14 protein-coding genes are annotated in these 15,239 nt (G+C 68.0%); 8 read left to right on the top strand and 6 right to left on the bottom strand.

The features are described from left to right. The first annotated feature begins 62 nt into the window (after window positions 1–62). Window positions 63–1,133, top strand: a complete 1,071-nt coding sequence (locus C5O27_RS07895) for an isochorismate synthase (protein WP_127963789.1) — start codon at window positions 63–65, stop codon at window positions 1,131–1,133. A gap of 105 nt (window positions 1,134–1,238) precedes the next feature. Beyond that, on the top strand, window positions 1,239–2,216 hold the full coding sequence (locus tag C5O27_RS07890) for an IS481 family transposase (RefSeq protein WP_127962399.1): 978 nt from the start codon (window positions 1,239–1,241) through the stop codon (window positions 2,214–2,216). Window positions 2,217–2,297: 81 nt separating this feature from the next. On the opposite strand, the gene C5O27_RS07885 is transcribed toward C5O27_RS07890, so the two are convergent. Genes C5O27_RS07885 through C5O27_RS07875 form a run of 3 tightly spaced genes read right to left on the bottom strand, consistent with a single transcriptional unit; the run spans window position 2,298 to window position 4,512 of the window. Further along, window positions 2,298–3,548 (bottom strand): O-succinylhomoserine sulfhydrylase, encoded by a 1,251-nt coding sequence (locus C5O27_RS07885; protein ID WP_208651452.1) that lies wholly within the window; start codon window positions 3,546–3,548, stop codon window positions 2,298–2,300. After that, window positions 3,512–3,925: a rhodanese-like domain-containing protein gene (locus C5O27_RS07880; RefSeq protein WP_006357042.1), complete on the bottom strand. Its 414-nt coding sequence runs from the start codon at window positions 3,923–3,925 to the stop codon at window positions 3,512–3,514. The genes C5O27_RS07885 and C5O27_RS07880 overlap by 37 nt, the downstream gene beginning before the upstream one ends. Further along, complete coding sequence (locus tag C5O27_RS07875) at window positions 3,922–4,512, bottom strand: Rv0361 family membrane protein (protein WP_127962398.1); 591 nt, start codon at window positions 4,510–4,512, stop codon at window positions 3,922–3,924. The genes C5O27_RS07880 and C5O27_RS07875 overlap by 4 nt, the downstream gene beginning before the upstream one ends. 134 nt (window positions 4,513–4,646) lie before the next feature. Between C5O27_RS07875 and C5O27_RS07870 the strand changes: the two genes are divergently transcribed. Both C5O27_RS07870 and C5O27_RS07865 read left to right on the top strand, forming a co-directional pair. After that, a complete protein-coding gene (locus tag C5O27_RS07870; RefSeq protein ID WP_127962397.1) occupies window positions 4,647–5,672 on the top strand; it encodes an ABC transporter substrate-binding protein in 1,026 nt (341 codons plus the stop codon). 190 nt (window positions 5,673–5,862) lie between these two features. Further along, window positions 5,863–7,260, top strand: a complete 1,398-nt coding sequence (locus C5O27_RS07865) for an FAD-dependent oxidoreductase (RefSeq protein WP_127962396.1) — start codon at window positions 5,863–5,865, stop codon at window positions 7,258–7,260. A gap of 75 nt (window positions 7,261–7,335) precedes the next feature. Here C5O27_RS07865 and C5O27_RS07860 read toward each other — a convergent pair whose 3' ends face one another. Continuing rightward, a complete protein-coding gene (locus tag C5O27_RS07860; protein WP_006357046.1) occupies window positions 7,336–7,842 on the bottom strand; it encodes a hypothetical protein in 507 nt (168 codons plus the stop codon). Between the two features lie 173 nt (window positions 7,843–8,015). Here C5O27_RS07860 and C5O27_RS07855 point away from each other — a divergent pair, with 173 nt between their 5' ends. Genes C5O27_RS07855 through C5O27_RS07845 form a run of 3 tightly spaced genes read left to right on the top strand, consistent with a single transcriptional unit; the run spans window position 8,016 to window position 11,022 of the window. Continuing rightward, window positions 8,016–9,059 (top strand): FecCD family ABC transporter permease, encoded by a 1,044-nt coding sequence (locus C5O27_RS07855; RefSeq protein WP_006357047.1) that lies wholly within the window; start codon window positions 8,016–8,018, stop codon window positions 9,057–9,059. After that, a complete protein-coding gene (locus C5O27_RS07850) occupies window positions 9,056–10,195 on the top strand; it encodes a FecCD family ABC transporter permease (protein WP_127962395.1) in 1,140 nt (379 codons plus the stop codon). Before C5O27_RS07855 ends, C5O27_RS07850 begins: the two co-directional genes overlap by 4 nt. Beyond that, window positions 10,192–11,022, top strand: coding sequence for an ABC transporter ATP-binding protein (locus C5O27_RS07845; RefSeq protein ID WP_006357049.1), 831 nt, complete (start codon window positions 10,192–10,194; stop codon window positions 11,020–11,022). The genes C5O27_RS07850 and C5O27_RS07845 overlap by 4 nt, the downstream gene beginning before the upstream one ends. On the opposite strand, the gene C5O27_RS07840 is transcribed toward C5O27_RS07845, so the two are convergent. Together C5O27_RS07840 and C5O27_RS07835 are read right to left on the bottom strand one after the other, a co-directional pair. Continuing rightward, window positions 11,019–12,335: a ClC family H(+)/Cl(-) exchange transporter gene (locus tag C5O27_RS07840; RefSeq protein ID WP_127962394.1), complete on the bottom strand. Its 1,317-nt coding sequence runs from the start codon at window positions 12,333–12,335 to the stop codon at window positions 11,019–11,021. The two genes, C5O27_RS07845 and C5O27_RS07840, sit on opposite strands and share 4 nt — an antisense overlap. A 79-nt stretch (window positions 12,336–12,414) precedes the next feature. Beyond that, a complete protein-coding gene (locus tag C5O27_RS07835) occupies window positions 12,415–13,431 on the bottom strand; it encodes an Lrp/AsnC family transcriptional regulator (RefSeq protein WP_081474296.1) in 1,017 nt (338 codons plus the stop codon). Between the two features lie 220 nt (window positions 13,432–13,651). On the opposite strand from C5O27_RS07835, the gene C5O27_RS07830 reads away from it, so the two are divergent. Further along, window positions 13,652–15,196: an MFS transporter gene (locus C5O27_RS07830; protein WP_127962393.1), complete on the top strand. Its 1,545-nt coding sequence runs from the start codon at window positions 13,652–13,654 to the stop codon at window positions 15,194–15,196. Window positions 15,197–15,239 lie beyond the last annotated feature (43 nt).

Raw genomic sequence — 15,239 nt, 5'->3', positions numbered from 1 at the left:
TGATTCCTAGTTAGGGCAGGCTTACCTGTACCCTGGCTGTCGTGTCATCGAGTGAGGTCTTCGTGTTGTCGCGTCCGCACGGCACCGTGCGGGGCGAAGGGGTGGTCCGGTCGTTCACCGACGTCGACGAGGCGTCCGCCGCGCTACGGGCGGGCGAGATCGCGTCGCTGACCGGCGCGATCCCCTTCGATGTGCGCGACCCGGCGGCATTGATCGCCCCCGCACGACTCCGGACCGGCGAAGCACGGCTGCCCGGGACAGGCCCGCTGTCGCGACGAGCGCTCTCGACCGTGCTCCACCCCGATGCCGACGAACATCGCGAACGTGTCGCACACGCGATCAAGCGCATCGTCGCGGGCGACGTCGGAAAGGTGGTGCTCGCGCGCAGCGTCGATCTCGTCCTCGACGAGGAGGTCCGGCCCGACGAGTTCATCGACGCCCTGGCCGGTGGCAACGCCGGACACAACGCCTTCGGCGTGGATGTCGGCGCCGCGACGGGTTCGGGCTCGTGGTTGCTCGGCGCGAGTCCCGAAGCACTGCTGCGCAAGTCGGGATCGACGGTGACCTGTCATCCCTACGCGGGTTCGGCACCACGATCCGCCGACCCGACCGTCGACCGTGCGACCGCCGCCGAACTGGCCGCTTCGACAAAGGACCTCGCCGAGCACGCCTTCGTCGTCGATCATCTGCGCGAGCGCCTTGGACATCTCTGCGACGACGTCGACGCACCGTCGACCCCACAGCTCGAGCCGACCGGCGAGATGTGGCACCTGGCCACCCCGATCCGCGCGACGCTGCGCGACCCGGCGACCACCGCACTCGATCTCGCGCTACTCCTCGGCCCCACTCCCGCGGTGTGCGGAACCCCGAGTGATGTTGCCGCACAGATCATCCGGGACGTCGAGGGCGACCGCGGTTTCTACGCCGGCGCGGTCGGCTGGTGCGACGCCGCCGGCGACGGCGAGTGGATGGTGACCATCCGCTGCGCCGAACTCGCCGCCGATGGTCGGAGCCTGCGCACCTGGGCGGGCGGCGGCATCGTCGAACACTCCGACCCGCAAGCGGAACTGGAGGAGACCGCGTTCAAGCTGCGGACCGTGCTGAACGCGCTGGGGATCGCGGAGCTGCCCTAGCTGTAACTCTTGGGGAGGTTGTGAACGGCGTGGTGCCGGTCAACAGGTGAGGGCCTCCGGTATCGATGTGGTTACCACACACACGCCGATCACCAAGAGGCCCTCATGACCCACCGTAATGCCTTCCTCACCGAACGTGGCCGTCTGGCCCTGGCTCAGTGCGTCGTCGATAAGAACTGGCCTCTACGACGGGCCGCCGAACGGTTCAACTGCTCACCGGCCACGGCCAAGAAGTGGGCCGACCGCTACCGGCAGACCGGTGAGGCCGGCATGGCAGATCGGTCCAGCCGCCCCTACCGGTCACCCCATCAGCTCCCTGTGCGCCGGGAACGTCGAATCATCAAGTTGCGGTTCCTGCGTCGCTGGGGCGCTGCACGAATCGCTGCGCACCTGCGGCTAGCAAAATCGACCGTCGAGGCGGTGTTGCGCCGGTATCGGATGCCGCTGTTGCGTCACCTCGATCAGGCCACCGGGCTTCCGGTACGCCGGACACCGCCACGACGCTACGAACACGACGCTCCCGGCGACCTGATCCACATCGACATCAAGAAACTCGGCCGCATCCCCGAAGGCGGCGGCCACCGCAAACTCGGGCGCACGATCGGCAACCGGCACAACAAGAAACACCGCCCGGGGTACGCATATCTGCACCACGCCGTCGATGACCATTCCCGGCTGGCATACTCCGAGATCCTCACCGACGAACGCAAAGAGACCGCCGCGCAGTTCTGGGACCGCGCCAAGGCCTTCTTCCAAGCGCACGGCATCACTGTGCGACGAGTGATGACCGACAACGGCGCCTGTTACCGCTCAAAGGTTTTCGCAGAATCACTCGGCGCCGAGATCAAGCACAAGAAGACCCGTCCCTATCGTCCGCAAACCAATGGCAAGGTCGAACGATTCAACCGCACCCTGGCCTCGGAATGGGCCTACGCCGAGTTCTACAGCTCAGAAACCGCCCGCGCAGCCACCTACGACGACTGGCTACACCACTACAATCACCACCGAGCCCACACCGGCATCGGCGGACTCACCCCGATCGAACGTCTACACGTTCACAACCTGCCCGGGTCTTACACCTAGCGCTGTGTGAACCCACCATTTTTCGGCAAACCCAGCACCCCGAGGGGTGGTGGCTCTGCCGAAAAAGGGTGGGTTTACCCGTCAGCCGAGCGCCTGATCCAGGTCCGCAAGCAGGTCGTCGATGCCCTCGAGGCCGACCGAGAGGCGGACGACCGAGTCGCTCAGACCGATCGCTGCCCGTCCCTCGGGCCCCATCGCGCGATGCGTGGTGGTGGCCGGGTGGGTGATCAGCGACTTGGAGTCACCGAGGTTGTTGGAGATGTCGATGACCTGCAGCGCGTTGAGGACCTCGAAGGCGCGCTTCTTGCCGTCGATGCCGTCGTGGTCGTTGAGCTCGAAGGTCACCACGGTGCCGCCACCGGACATCTGGCTCTTGGCCAGCTCGAACTGCGGATGCGACTGCAGGAACGGGTATTTCACCCAGCGGACCCGCGGGTCGGCTTCCAGGAACCCGGCGATGCGCAGGGCCGAGGACACCGAGGCGTCGACGCGAAGACGCATCGTCTCCAGGCCCTTGAGCAGGGTCCAGGCGTTGAACGGGCTCAGCGCCGGGCCGGTGTGGCGCATCAGCTGCTGCACCGGGCCGTCGATGTACTCCTTGGTGCCGAGGACGGCACCGCCCATGACGCGACCCTGGCCGTCGATGTGCTTGGTACCCGAGTAGACGATGACGTCGGCGCCGAGATCCAGGCCGCGCTGCAGCAGTGGGGTGGCGAAGACGTTGTCCAGCACCACCTTCGCGCCTGCGGCGTGAGCCATCTCGGACACCTTGACGACGTCGACGAGGGTCTGCATCGGGTTGGACGGTGTTTCGAAGAAGACCGCGGTGGTGGGCTTGGACAGCGCCCGCTCCCACTGGTCGAGGTCTTCGCCGTCGACGAACTCGGTCTCGACGCCCCATCGCGGCAGGATCTCGTTGCACACCACGAAGCACGAGCCGAACAGGCTGCGGGCGGCGACGAGCCGGTCTCCGGCCTTGAGCAGTGCGCCGAGCGCGACGAACACCGCGGCCATGCCGCTGGCCGTCGCGAAGCAGGCCTCGGCACCTTCGAGTTGACGCAGCCGCTCCTGGAACATGTGGACCGTCGGATTGCCGTACCGGGAGTAGACGAACCGCTGGTCCTCGCCGGTGAAGGCGCGCTCGGCAGCCTCGGCGGAGTCGTAGACGTATCCGCTGGTCAGGTACAGCGCCTCGGTGGTCTCGTAGAAGCCGGAGCGGGCGAGGCCACCGCGGACGGCGATGGTGTCGGGCGAAAGACCTTCCGGCAGTTCACGACCCACGGACAAATCAGGACTCACGATTGCCTCCACGGCAGATTCTCGGCGCGCCATCCCGACGCACCTCGATGGTCGTTCTCGTCGAGGGCACCCTCGAACCCGTCGACCACGTTGTAGGCCTTGCCGATTCCGTCGGCGGTCGCCGCCTCGGCCGCACCGATCGAGCGGTGCCCCGAGCGGCAGAGGAAGATGACCTCGTGGTCATCGGTGACCCCGGCGCCGCGCAACTGTTCGACGAACTGCTCGTTGCGGCGCCCCTCGGGGAACGTCGTCCACTCGGCGAAGATCGTCCGCTTGCCCAGCACCTCGAGGTCGGGGACGCCGACGAAGGACCATTCGGCCTGCGTCCGACAGTCGACGAGGACCGCGTCGGGATTGTTCTCGAGCTTCTCCCACGCTTCCCGCGGGGTCAGGTCGCCGGCATAGGTCATGAGGAGCACACCTTCCATTCGCCGTTCTCGCGCACCACGATCGTCTCCACGACCTGCTTGGCATCGGCCTTGTCCTTATAGTGCCAATGGACCTTGGCGGTCGCCCGGTCACCGTCGACCACCAGGTCGGTGATCTCGGGGATCTCGATGCGGCCGTTCTGGTCCAGCGACGCCTGGTTCTCCGCGACGAACTGCGCCTCGGAGGGGAAACCGGTTTTGTCCAGGTCGGCATCGCAGGTGTTGGCGCGATACTCGGCGTAGTTCGTGCCGTTCTTCGCCGTGTAGAGGTCGTTGATGGCGTACTGGACCCGCGCGTCGTCGCTGACGCGTTCCTCGGGCGGCCGCGAGATGCTCGAGAGCACGATCCCCAGCACGAGGAGCGCGACGACACCCGCCGCCACGAAGAACGGCCACGCGTTCTTCCAGTTCGGCGGCCCTTCCTCGACGAGGGCGGCGTCGACGTCGTCGTTCGACGGTGCCTTGCCGAGGGCAGACTTCTTCGAGGACGCGGCGCCCCGAGAGGTGTTCCCGGATGCGGCACCCTTACCGGAGGGCTTGTCGGGGCCCCCGCCTGCAGCTTTGGCCATGGCGCGAAGTGTAACGACAGGCCGGGTGTGACCTCCGTCCGGATTCTCCGGCCGCCATCGCGTCGAATCGCGCGGGCACCCGATCCGCGCTCGGTAAGGTGGGCCTAACCTAACGCCGACCGACGAGGAACCACATGCGTCCGCTTTCCCATCGACTGTCCGGAATCGTGCTCGCGGCGACCGTGGCGGCCCTCGTGGTGAGCTCCTGCGCCGCTCCCGAGGAGAAGGTCGCCGACGATTCCGCGTCCGTCCCGGCTCCCGAGACCGGCTCGATTCCCGTCACCGTTCAGCAGGCCTATGCCCCGGTAGTCGTGGAGAAGGCACCCACGCGGATCGCCGCGCTGGGCGTGGGTGACGGCGACACGCTGCTCGCCCTCGGCGTCATGCCGACGACGATCGCCCCGTTCGCCGATCCCGACCAGGCGACCGCGCCGTGGAACGCCGACCTGATCGGCGACTCACAACCGGTGGTCCTCGCCAACACCTCGGCAGCTCTCGGGAACGAGATCCCCAAGGCGCTCGCCACGAGCCCCGACCTGATCACCGCGGTCGGCGCCGATCCCACCCGCGACCAGTTCGACCTGCTCACCAAGACCGCACCCACCATCCTCCGGCCCGCCCAGTACAAGCCCTGGCAGGTGCCGTGGAATGCGCAGACCATCCAGATCGGCACCGCGATCGGGCAACCCGACCTCGCCCGGCGCAAGGTCGGCGAGACCGAGGCCTTCCTCGCGGACATCCGGGCGAAGAATCCGCAGTTCGCGGGCAAGACCGCCGTCGTGGTGACCGCGAGCCCGACCGGTGGGGTCTCGGTGTACGGACCCGAGGACGGCCGGGCGCAGACCGTCGCGGGCTACGGCCTCACATTCCCGACCGTCCTCCGCGACACGATCACCAGCGGGTTCTACGGCGAACTACCGGCCGAGAGCCTCGACCGGCTCGACGCGGCCGACATCGTCGTCGCCGTCGACTGGGAGGGCTCGAACGACAAGCTGCGGTCGAACCCGGCGTTCACCCGGCTCGAGGTGGCACGTTCGGGACGGGTCGCCTACCTGCCGCAGGAGGTCGGCAGTGCCATGTCGGTGCCGACCCTGCTGACGATCCCGTGGGTGGCCGATCAGGCCGTCGGACCCATCGCCGAAGCTGCCGGCTCACGCTGACGCGCGTGGCACCGCGTCATCGCGATGACGTCGAGAAGTGAGGATTACCTCACAGCTAATTTTGGGAGTGGACACCAAGCGCCTACCGTAGAAGGGATAGGCCATATCCAAGCGTGTCGACACCAGAATCAAGGGTTTCGGATCCGGTTCCTGTGGCGGGGCGCGCCGAGCAACGGAAGACACCTACTCCATGAGCGAGAACAGCCGCCCGCTTCGGGTTGCGATCGTCGGTGCGGGTCCCGCCGGGATCTACGCCGCCGACGCGTTGATGAAGTCCGACACCGCGAAGGATCGCGGCGTCAGCATCGACCTCTACGAGCGTATGCCGGCTCCGTTCGGTCTGATCCGTTACGGCGTCGCGCCTGATCACCCGCGCATCAAGGGCATCATCACCGCGCTGCACAAGGTGCTCGACAAGCCGCAGGTCCGCCTGCTCGGCAACGTCGACTACGGCACCGACATCACGCTCGACGAGCTGAAGTCGCACTACGACGCGATCATCTTCTCCACCGGCGCCACCGACGACCGCGCGCTCGACATCCCGGGCATCGACCTCGAGGGCAGCTACGGCGCCGCGCAGTTCGTCGCCTGGTACGACGGCCACCCCGACTTCCCGCGCACCTGGCCGCTCGAGCAGGAGAAGGTAGCCGTCATCGGCGTCGGCAACGTCGCCCTCGACGTGGCGCGCGTTCTCGCCAAAACCGGCGACGAGCTGCTGCCCACCGAGATCCCGGCCAACGTCTACGAGGGTCTCAAGGCCAACAAGGCCATCGAGGTGCACGTCTTCGGTCGCCGCGGACCGGCGCAGGCCAAGTTCACCCCGCTCGAGCTCAAGGAGCTCGACCACTCGCCGAACATCGAGGTCATCGTCAATCCCGAGGACATCGACTACGACGAGGGTTCGACCGTCGCCCGCCGCGGCTCGAAGATCACCGACCAGGTCGCGACGATCATCGAGAACTACGCGATCCGCGAGCCCAAGCAGGGTGCGATCCACAAGCTCTTCCTGCACTTCTTCGAGAGCCCCACCGAGATCCTCGGCGAGGACGGCAAGGTCGTCGGCCTGCGCACCGAGCGCACCCAGCTCGACGGCACCGGCAACGTCAAGCCCACCGGCAAGATCACCGACTGGGAGGTCGGAGCGGTCTACCGTGCGGTCGGCTACCTGTCGGACAACCTGCCCGGCATCCCCTTCGACTCGCAGGCGGGGGTCATCCCCAACGAGGCCGGACGCGTGTTCGACGAGGGTGAGCAGCTCACCGGCGTCTACACCACCGGCTGGGTCAAGCGTGGTCCGGTCGGTCTCATCGGCCACACCAAGGGCGACGCCAACGAGACCGTCGACTGCATCCTCAAGGACATGGAGGCCGAGAAGCTGCTCGAGCCCGCCGCTCCGGCCGAGGACGCCATCATCGAGCTGCTCGAGTCGAAGAACATCCCGTTCACCACGTGGGACGGTTGGTACCGCCTCGACGAGCATGAGCGCGCACTCGGTGCCGCCGAGGGCCGCGAGCGCGTGAAGGTCGTCGAGCGTGAGGACATGCTCGCCGCGTCGGAGCCCCACAAGGTGGCGCGGCCGTCGGCCTGAGACGACCTCTGGAGATCGACGACGAGGGGCGACCGGTTCTCACCGGTCGCCCCTCGTCGTCTGTTCTCTACGGACTCAGCGCCCGGGGATGGTGGGCACTCCCTTGACCGTGTTGCCGCCGCCGGTCAGCGCGGACGCCGACGCGGACGAGCCCGTGCCGAACCGGTCGAACGGGTTGTCGATGCGTCGCACGTTCCACCAGAAGCCGACGTTGTCGGTCAGGTTCTCGGCGTAGTCGGAGATCGCGTACCCGGAGATCGACGACGGGAAGCAGCCGAACCAGGTGGTCTTGATCAGCAGGGATTCGTTCTTCTTCAGCAGCGGCTTGAACTTCGTCGCGCCGCCGCTCTCCTGCAGGGTGACGTTGCGGAAATCGCCGTCACGCGCCGTGACACGCATGAACCGGGTCATGCTCCACGCCTGGTTCCACGGGGTACCCGGGGCTCCGAACTGGCAGTAGACCCCACCCGTCATCTGCAGGTTGGGGACGGCGGCCTGCGCGGGCGCGGCACCCACGAGTGTGCCCGCCGCGATGCTTCCCGCAGCCAACACTCCGACAACGGCCCGTTTGAATGACTTCATCGATCCTCCTGTTTTCAGAACCCTCGAAACACTGGGCATATCGATCCGAGCTCATCGCAGTGTTACCGAAGACACAGCCTCCACTAACTCCGGTGCGGTCTTTCGTTACCCGAACGACATCCACGGTGCCGCGCCGCGAGAGTCGCCGACCAGCGTTGGTAAGGTAACCCTTCGTGCGCCGCTCCCTTCGTGTTCTCGGCATTCCCGTGCTGGTCGCGGCTCTGGTGGGGCTGGTCGTGGCCTCCGTGCTGTTCGGTACCCGCCCCGTCCCGCTCGACGAGGTGTGGACGAGTTTCGCCGCCGGGATCACCGAGGTCTGGGCCGCCCTCCTCGATCTCCGGCTGCCGGAGATCACCAAGGACACCGACGTCGACGGCATCGTCTGGGATCTCCGCGTCCCGCGAACCCTGCTCGGATTGTTCGCCGGTCTGGCCGTCGGCGCCGCCGGTGCCATCACCCAGGGACACACGCGCAACCCCATCGCCGATCCCGGCATGCTCGGCGTCAACGCCGGAGCCGCGTGCGCGGTCGTGGCCGGGATCTACCTGCTCGGGATCACCAGCCCCGTCGCCTTCATGTTCTTCGGACTGCTCGGCGCGATCATCGCCGCGACCGTCGTCTTCGGGCTGTCGGCACTGAGCGGCTCGAGTCCGCTGACCCTGATCCTCGCCGGAACGGGACTGACGGCGATGCTCACCGCGATCACATCATCGATCGTTCTCGTCGACACCAACTCGCTCGACCAGTGGCGATTCTGGAGCGTCGGTTCGACCGCCGGCCGTGGCATCGACGTGTTCTGGGCGAGCCTGCCGTTCATCAGCGTCGGACTCGTGTTCGCGCTGGCGAGCGGTTTCTTCCTGAATGTCCTGAGCCTCGGCGACGACATGACCAAGGCCCTGGGCTCGCGGGTGATCCTCATCCGCGCGCTCGGCATCCTGACGATCACCCTGCTGATCGGCGCCGCCACCGCGGCCTGCGGGCCCATCGTGTTCCTCGGGCTCGTGGTACCGCACATCGCGCGTGCGTTCGTCGGCGCCGACTATCGCTGGATCATCCCGTACTCGGCGCTGCTCGGCGGGATACTCCTCGTCGGCTGCGACATCCTCGGCCGCGTCGTCGCGCGTCCCGGTGAGGTCCAGGTGGGCGTCATGCTGGCCCTGGTCGGCGCTCCGTTCCTGATCTTCCTGGTCCGTCGGCAGAGGTTGGCAACCGTATGAACTCATCCGACGTGAAGACGCCCGAGCCCCGTGCTGGTGGCCTCGCAGCACGTACGCGCAGCCTCGCCCCGCATCCCAGGGGTTACCGCCTCGCGATCGAGCCGGTGTCGTTCGTCGTGCGTCCGCGCATGCTGGTCGTCGCGCTCGTCTCGGCGGCACTCGCGGTGGTGTTGTTCCTGACCGGCGTCGGCGTCAGCGACTTCCCTCTCACCCCGATCGACGTCGCGCGCATCCTGATGGGCGGCGGCACCCGCATCGAGAACGTCGTCGTCTTCGACGTCGCGCTCCCCCGGGCCCTCGTCGGTCTGCTGGTGGGCATCGGGCTCGGGTTCTCCGGCTCCATCACCCAGCTGATCTCCCAGAACCCCCTCGCCACTCCGGACATCCTCGGCATCACCGCCGGTGCGAGCGCGGCGGCGGTCGCGGCCATCGCCTTCTCGAACACGAGCTGGGGCAGCTGGTTCGGCGACCTCGGCGTCCCGGCGTCGGCGATGATCGGCGCGCTCCTGACCGCGGCGCTCATGTACGTGCTCGCCTGGCCCGGCCGTAAGGCCAACAGCGGCATCAACCCGTTCCGCCTCGTGCTGATCGGCGTCGGCATGACCTGGATGTTGCAGGCGCTCACCAACTTCCTGCTCACCCGTGCCGACATCCGCGACGTCGGGCGTGCCCAGGTGTGGCTGGTCGGTTCGGTCGCCAACGTGGGCTGGTCCAATGTCTGGCCGGTCGTCGGTGGGGTCGTCTTCGGGATCGTGGTGATCGTCGTGTTCTCGCGGCAGATCGGCATGCTCAGCCTCGGACCGGATCTCGCACGCGGACTCGGCGTCCGGACCGGCGCGGTGTCCGCGACACTGCTGCTGACCGCGGTCCTGGTCAGTGCGCTGTGCGTGTCCGCCGCCGGACCGATCGCCTTCGTCGCGTTGCTCGCCCCACAGATCGCGCTGCGGCTGGCCCGCACCGCGGTTCCGACGCCGTTGTTGTCCGGCCTGGTCGGTGCGTCCCTCGTGCTCGGCGGAGATCTGTTGTGCCGCACTGTGCTGCCCGGCGGCCTACCCGTCGGCATAGTCACCGCCGCGATCGGCGGACCGTTCCTCATCTACCTGATGATCGCGATGTCCCGGAAGGCGACCGTATGACCATCTCCCCCACCGAGAACGCCCCGCAGACGACGGCCCGGCTTCGCGGCAGCGGACTCACCGTCGGCTACGACCAGCGAGTGGTGATCGACGGTCTCGACATCGACATCCCCGACGGTCGGGTCACGACCATCATCGGCTCCAACGGCTGCGGCAAGTCGACGCTCCTGCGATGCCTCGCCCGGTTGCTGCCGCCAAAGGCGGGCACCGTGTTCCTCGACGGCGAGGACATCGCGCACGTGCGGCCCAAGCAGGTCGCCCGGACCCTGGCGATCCTGCCCCAGAACCCGGTGGCGCCCGAGGGTCTCACCGTCGCCGACCTGGTCGGTCGAGGCCGGCATCCGCATCAGCGGTGGTACCAGCAGGCGACCGCCGCCGACGAGGCCGCGGTGGCCGAGGCGATGGAGATGACCGACACCCTCGAACTCGCCGACCGTACCCTCGACGCGCTCTCCGGCGGTCAGCGCCAGCGGGTCTGGATCGCGCTCACGCTCGCGCAGGGCACCGACCTCATCCTGCTCGACGAGCCGACCACCTACCTCGACCTCGCACACTCGATCGACGTCCTCGACCTGGTCCGTCGTCTCCGCGACGATCACGGCAAGACCGTGGTCATGGTCCTTCACGACCTCAATCTCGCGGCCCGCTACAGCGATTCACTGGTGGTCATGAAGAACGGCGCCATCGTCACCACGGGCGCCCCGGCCCAGGTCATCGACGCCGCGATGCTCGACGAAGCCTTCGGCCTGCGGGCACATGTGATGACGGACCCGATCTCGGGCGGACCGCTGATCGTGCCGCTCGGCGCGCACACGCGTACCTTCTAGGCGCCCGAATCCCGTTCGCGGGAAGCGTCGTTGGCGAGCATCTGTTCCCGCAGCGAGTCGTAGACGGGCGGGGTCCCGGAGAGATGTGCCACGAGCACGGCCGCCGCGGTCGCGGCGAGCATGGGGACCGCCACCGTCGTCGTCGCGCTCATCTCCATCACGACGACCATGCCGGTGAGCGGCGCCCGGACCACCGCACCGAACAGTGCGGCCATGCCCGCGAGCACCAGGGCATCGCGCAGCGTCGAATCCGGTTGCGGGATCACGGCGTCGAGGCCCGCGGCGAACAGGACACCCCACAGCGCACCGAGCGCGAGCATCGGCGCGAACAGACCTCCCGGTGTGCCCGCGGCATAGGACAGCGGTCCGGCGACGAACCGGACGATGAACAGTGCGGCGACCACCGGCAGGACCACCGAGCCGTCGAAGATCTGTTGCGCCAGGTTGTCTCCGCCCCCGGCGGCATCGGTGTCGATGGCCATCAGCCCGCCGACGATCGCTCCGATGATCGCGGCCTTCGCGATCGCCGGAACGCGGGTGATCCCGCGTACCCCCTTGATCGCGCCGAGAACCGCTCTCCCGTAGGCGATCCCGACGAGGCCACTGAGCAGACCGAAGACCACGAACACCGGCAGCAGGGTGATCGAGGGCGGCGCCACCACGCCGACGAAAAAGTCGGGCCGGTCGCCGAGGATCACGTGACCGCAGGCCACCGCAGCAGCGACAGCGAGGATGGTCGGTACCACCACCCGCAGCCGGAAAGAGTGCGTCACCTCCTCGAGCGCGAAGAGCGCGCCACCCACCGGCGCGGTGAAGGCGACGGCGAGGCCGGCCCCGCTGAGGGAGGTCTGCATGACGCGGAGGTCGAATTCGTCGAGTCCGGCACGGCGTCCGGTCTCGGAGCCGACGGCGGCACCCATGTGCACGGTCGGGCCCTCTCGCCCGAGGATGAGACCCGAACCGATCGCGGCCAGTCCACCGAAGAATCGTGCGGGGATGACACGTAGCGGCGCCGGCTCCGCCTCACCACGTTCGACGGCCTCCACATGCTGGATGCCGCTACCCGCCGCGGTCGGCACCAGGTGCGAGACGAGCGCCCCGAAGGCCGCACCCGCGGCGGTCACCGCGACCGGGATGAACCATCCCGGGGCGCCGAGACCGTCTGCCCAGTCCAGCATCTCGAACCGCCACCGGTTGAGATGGTCGAGGCACCACCGGAAAGCCCCGCCGAGGACGCCGGTCACGCAGCCGGCGAGGACAGCGAGCACACACAACCGCACCAGGCCCTGGTTGTCGGTCGTCGGCGAGGTCACAGAAGGAAGTTACCGTGGACCACGCCCCCAGCCGGCACTTCCGAACGGCAGGTTCGTGTCACCGAGGGGTCAATCGGGGTCACACGGGCTGGATCAGACGCCCCTGCACCACGAGTGACGCGTTCTGCTTCAGCCGCCGGACACGGATGCTGACCGAGTAGCCGAGAATCCCTTCCATCGCACCGATTCTGGTGCGCAGATAGCGGTAGAAATCGTCGGCGTTCCGGCAGATCACCGAGACCATGAGGTTGTGTTCGCCGCTGATCGCCGCCGCGAACGCCACTTCGTCGTGCGCGGCGACCGCCTCGCCCACCGCATCGATCGCGCCCGGCGACACCTCGAGCCACAGTGTGGCACTCAGATCGAAACCCAGTCGCTCGGGCAGGATCTCGACGTCGTACTGCAGTGCGCCGCCCTGCTCCAGCGTCCGCAATCGTCGACGCACACGCCCCACCGTCCACCCGCAGACACGTGCCAGCTCCCGATGCGGCAGACGGCCGTCCTGTGTCAGCGCGGCGATGAGCGGCGCGTCGTCGTCGGTCAGGCGCGCGTTCTCGACGGCCCCACCGTCGACCGCCTCCTCCTCGACACCGGCGGCACCGGAGGCCGCCGCGGCCACCAGCGCCCGAGACTCCTCCGGCAGGCACCCGCCGAAACCGGTCCACTTCGACGCCGAACCCGGGTTGAATGCGTGCAACAGGAGATCGACGCGAAGGTCGAGGACCGCCGCACGCGACGGCAGCGCCGCCAGCAGCGCATCGTCGCCGACGGCCACGATCGGTGCCCGGACGATGCAGACGATCTCGGTTCCGCCGGAGACGACGTAGGCGAAGACCACATCTCGGCGCCGAGCGAGGGACGCGGCGAGCGGTTCCAGCCGGTCCGGACGGCACCGAACGCGCACCACCCACTCCGCATCGCCACGCACCGCCGGCCGGACGACGCCGACGACTCTGGTCACCCCGGCGCGACGCAGGGCCTGATACCGCCTCGCCGCGGTCTGCTCGGAGATCCCGGCGACCTCGCCGAGCAGGCGGAACGATGCCCGCGGATAGACCTGGAGAGCGCGGAGGATTGTTCCGTCGGTGTCGTCCATCGTGGAGGAATACTACGCGTGATCATTACCTCAACCGACAAATGTTCCGCACAGAGTGATCCGGCTGCCGTTTTTGTACACGTGCACCGGACAATTGGGTTCTGCGCTTCATCGCGCGGCAACCATCGCATCGCCGAGGCCCCTCCCGAGACGACGACCCGTGGTCGCGTCCGATCACCGGGTCGTGCCCGGTCACCCCCGACATCGAAAGCGAGAGTGCGTGACCACCACGTCCACCACCCTTCCCACTCCCCCGGAGCACCGGACGGCCACCATCGTGATGGCCTGCCTCGGCGTCTTCGTGGCCTACCTGCCCATCACCAGCGTCGCGGTCAGCCTGCCGGCGATCGGCAACGCCCTCGGCGCATCGACAGCGCAGCTGTCCTGGGTGCAGGACGCCTTCGTGCTGCCGATGGCGGCATTCACCCTGACCGCCGGCGTCTTCGGCGACGTCCACGGCCGCCGCAAGGTCTATCTGACCGGTCTCGTGCTGTCCACCCTTGGTGCCGTCGTCGCGCTCTCCGCGCAGTCGATCGAGTTCGTGTGGGTCGGACAGGCCCTGGCGGGCACCGGTGCCGCCGCGCTGCTGCCGACGACCCTTGCGCTCATCAGCCACGCGGTCCCCGACTTCCGTGAACGCGGAAAGTTCATCGGCATCTGGGCGTCGTCGCTGATGCTGGCGCTGACCGTCGGCCCGCTGATCGCCGGTCCGATCGCCGAGAACATCGGCTGGCGCTGGATCTACGTGCTGCCCATCCCGTTCGCCGTCGCCGCCTTCGCGGTGGCGCTCGCCGCGCTCCCCGAATCGCGTGCACCGCACACCCGCCGCCTCGACTGGCCCGGCCAGGTCACTGCGGCGGTCGCCGTCACCGCACTGGTCTTCGGCGTGATCGAGGCCGGCGTCAACGGACTGGGTGATGCCCGCGTGATCGTCGCCCTGGTGATCGCGGTTCTCTCGGGTGCGGCCTTCGTCGCCGTCGAACGTCGTTCGGACAGCCCGATGCTCGATCTCGACCTGTTCCGCAGCCGCGCCTTCACCGTCACCACCCTGGTGGCGATGATCAGCTTCCTCGCGCTGATCGGTTTCATCTTCGTGCTCAGCATGTACCTGGGCATGGTCCAGCAACTCGGCACCATCGAGGCCGGCTGGCGCCTCGCGCTGATGAACGGATCCTCGATGGTCGTTGGTGCGCTCGCAGGCAAGATGATGCATCAGGTCCAGGCGCGTTACATGATCGGCGGCGGCCTGGCCGCGGTTGCGGTGGCGCAGTTCGCGCTGCTCACCATCGATGCCGACACCTCGTTCGCCGCGATCGGGTGGCGTCTGGTCGTCCTCGGCCTGGGCATGGGCTTCGTGATGGCCCCGATGACCGCGACCGCGGTCTCCGCGGTGCCCTATCGGCTTGCGGGTATGGCGGCGGCCGGCAACAACGCCTTTCGTCAGGTCGGCGGCGCGCTCGGCCCGGCCGTCCTCGGTGCCCTGCTCACCGCGGGCGCGGTGGACTCGCTTCCCGGGCAGCTCGCCGACGCGGGTGTCGACGGCGAGATGCGCGAGCGCGTTGTCGACGCGGTCGACGGTCAGGGCCTCGGTGCGGTGACAGGTCTCGATCTCGGCGCGGACACCCCGACTGTCATGAACGCCGTGGGCGACGCCTTCCTCGACGGTATGCAGCTGTGCCTGATCTTCTCGGGCATCCTCACGGCGGCAGCCGCCGTGCTGTGCCTGGTGATGCTCAAGCCCAAGGCAGACGCCGCACACCAGTAGGCAGACAAATAGTTGCGGCAGTTGGTTCCGGGTTCCGGAACCA

Source organism: Gordonia alkanivorans (assembly GCF_004011905.1).
Taxonomy (GTDB): domain Bacteria; phylum Actinomycetota; class Actinomycetes; order Mycobacteriales; family Mycobacteriaceae; genus Gordonia; species Gordonia alkanivorans.
This window is presented reverse-complemented; position numbering and strand designations above follow the sequence as displayed.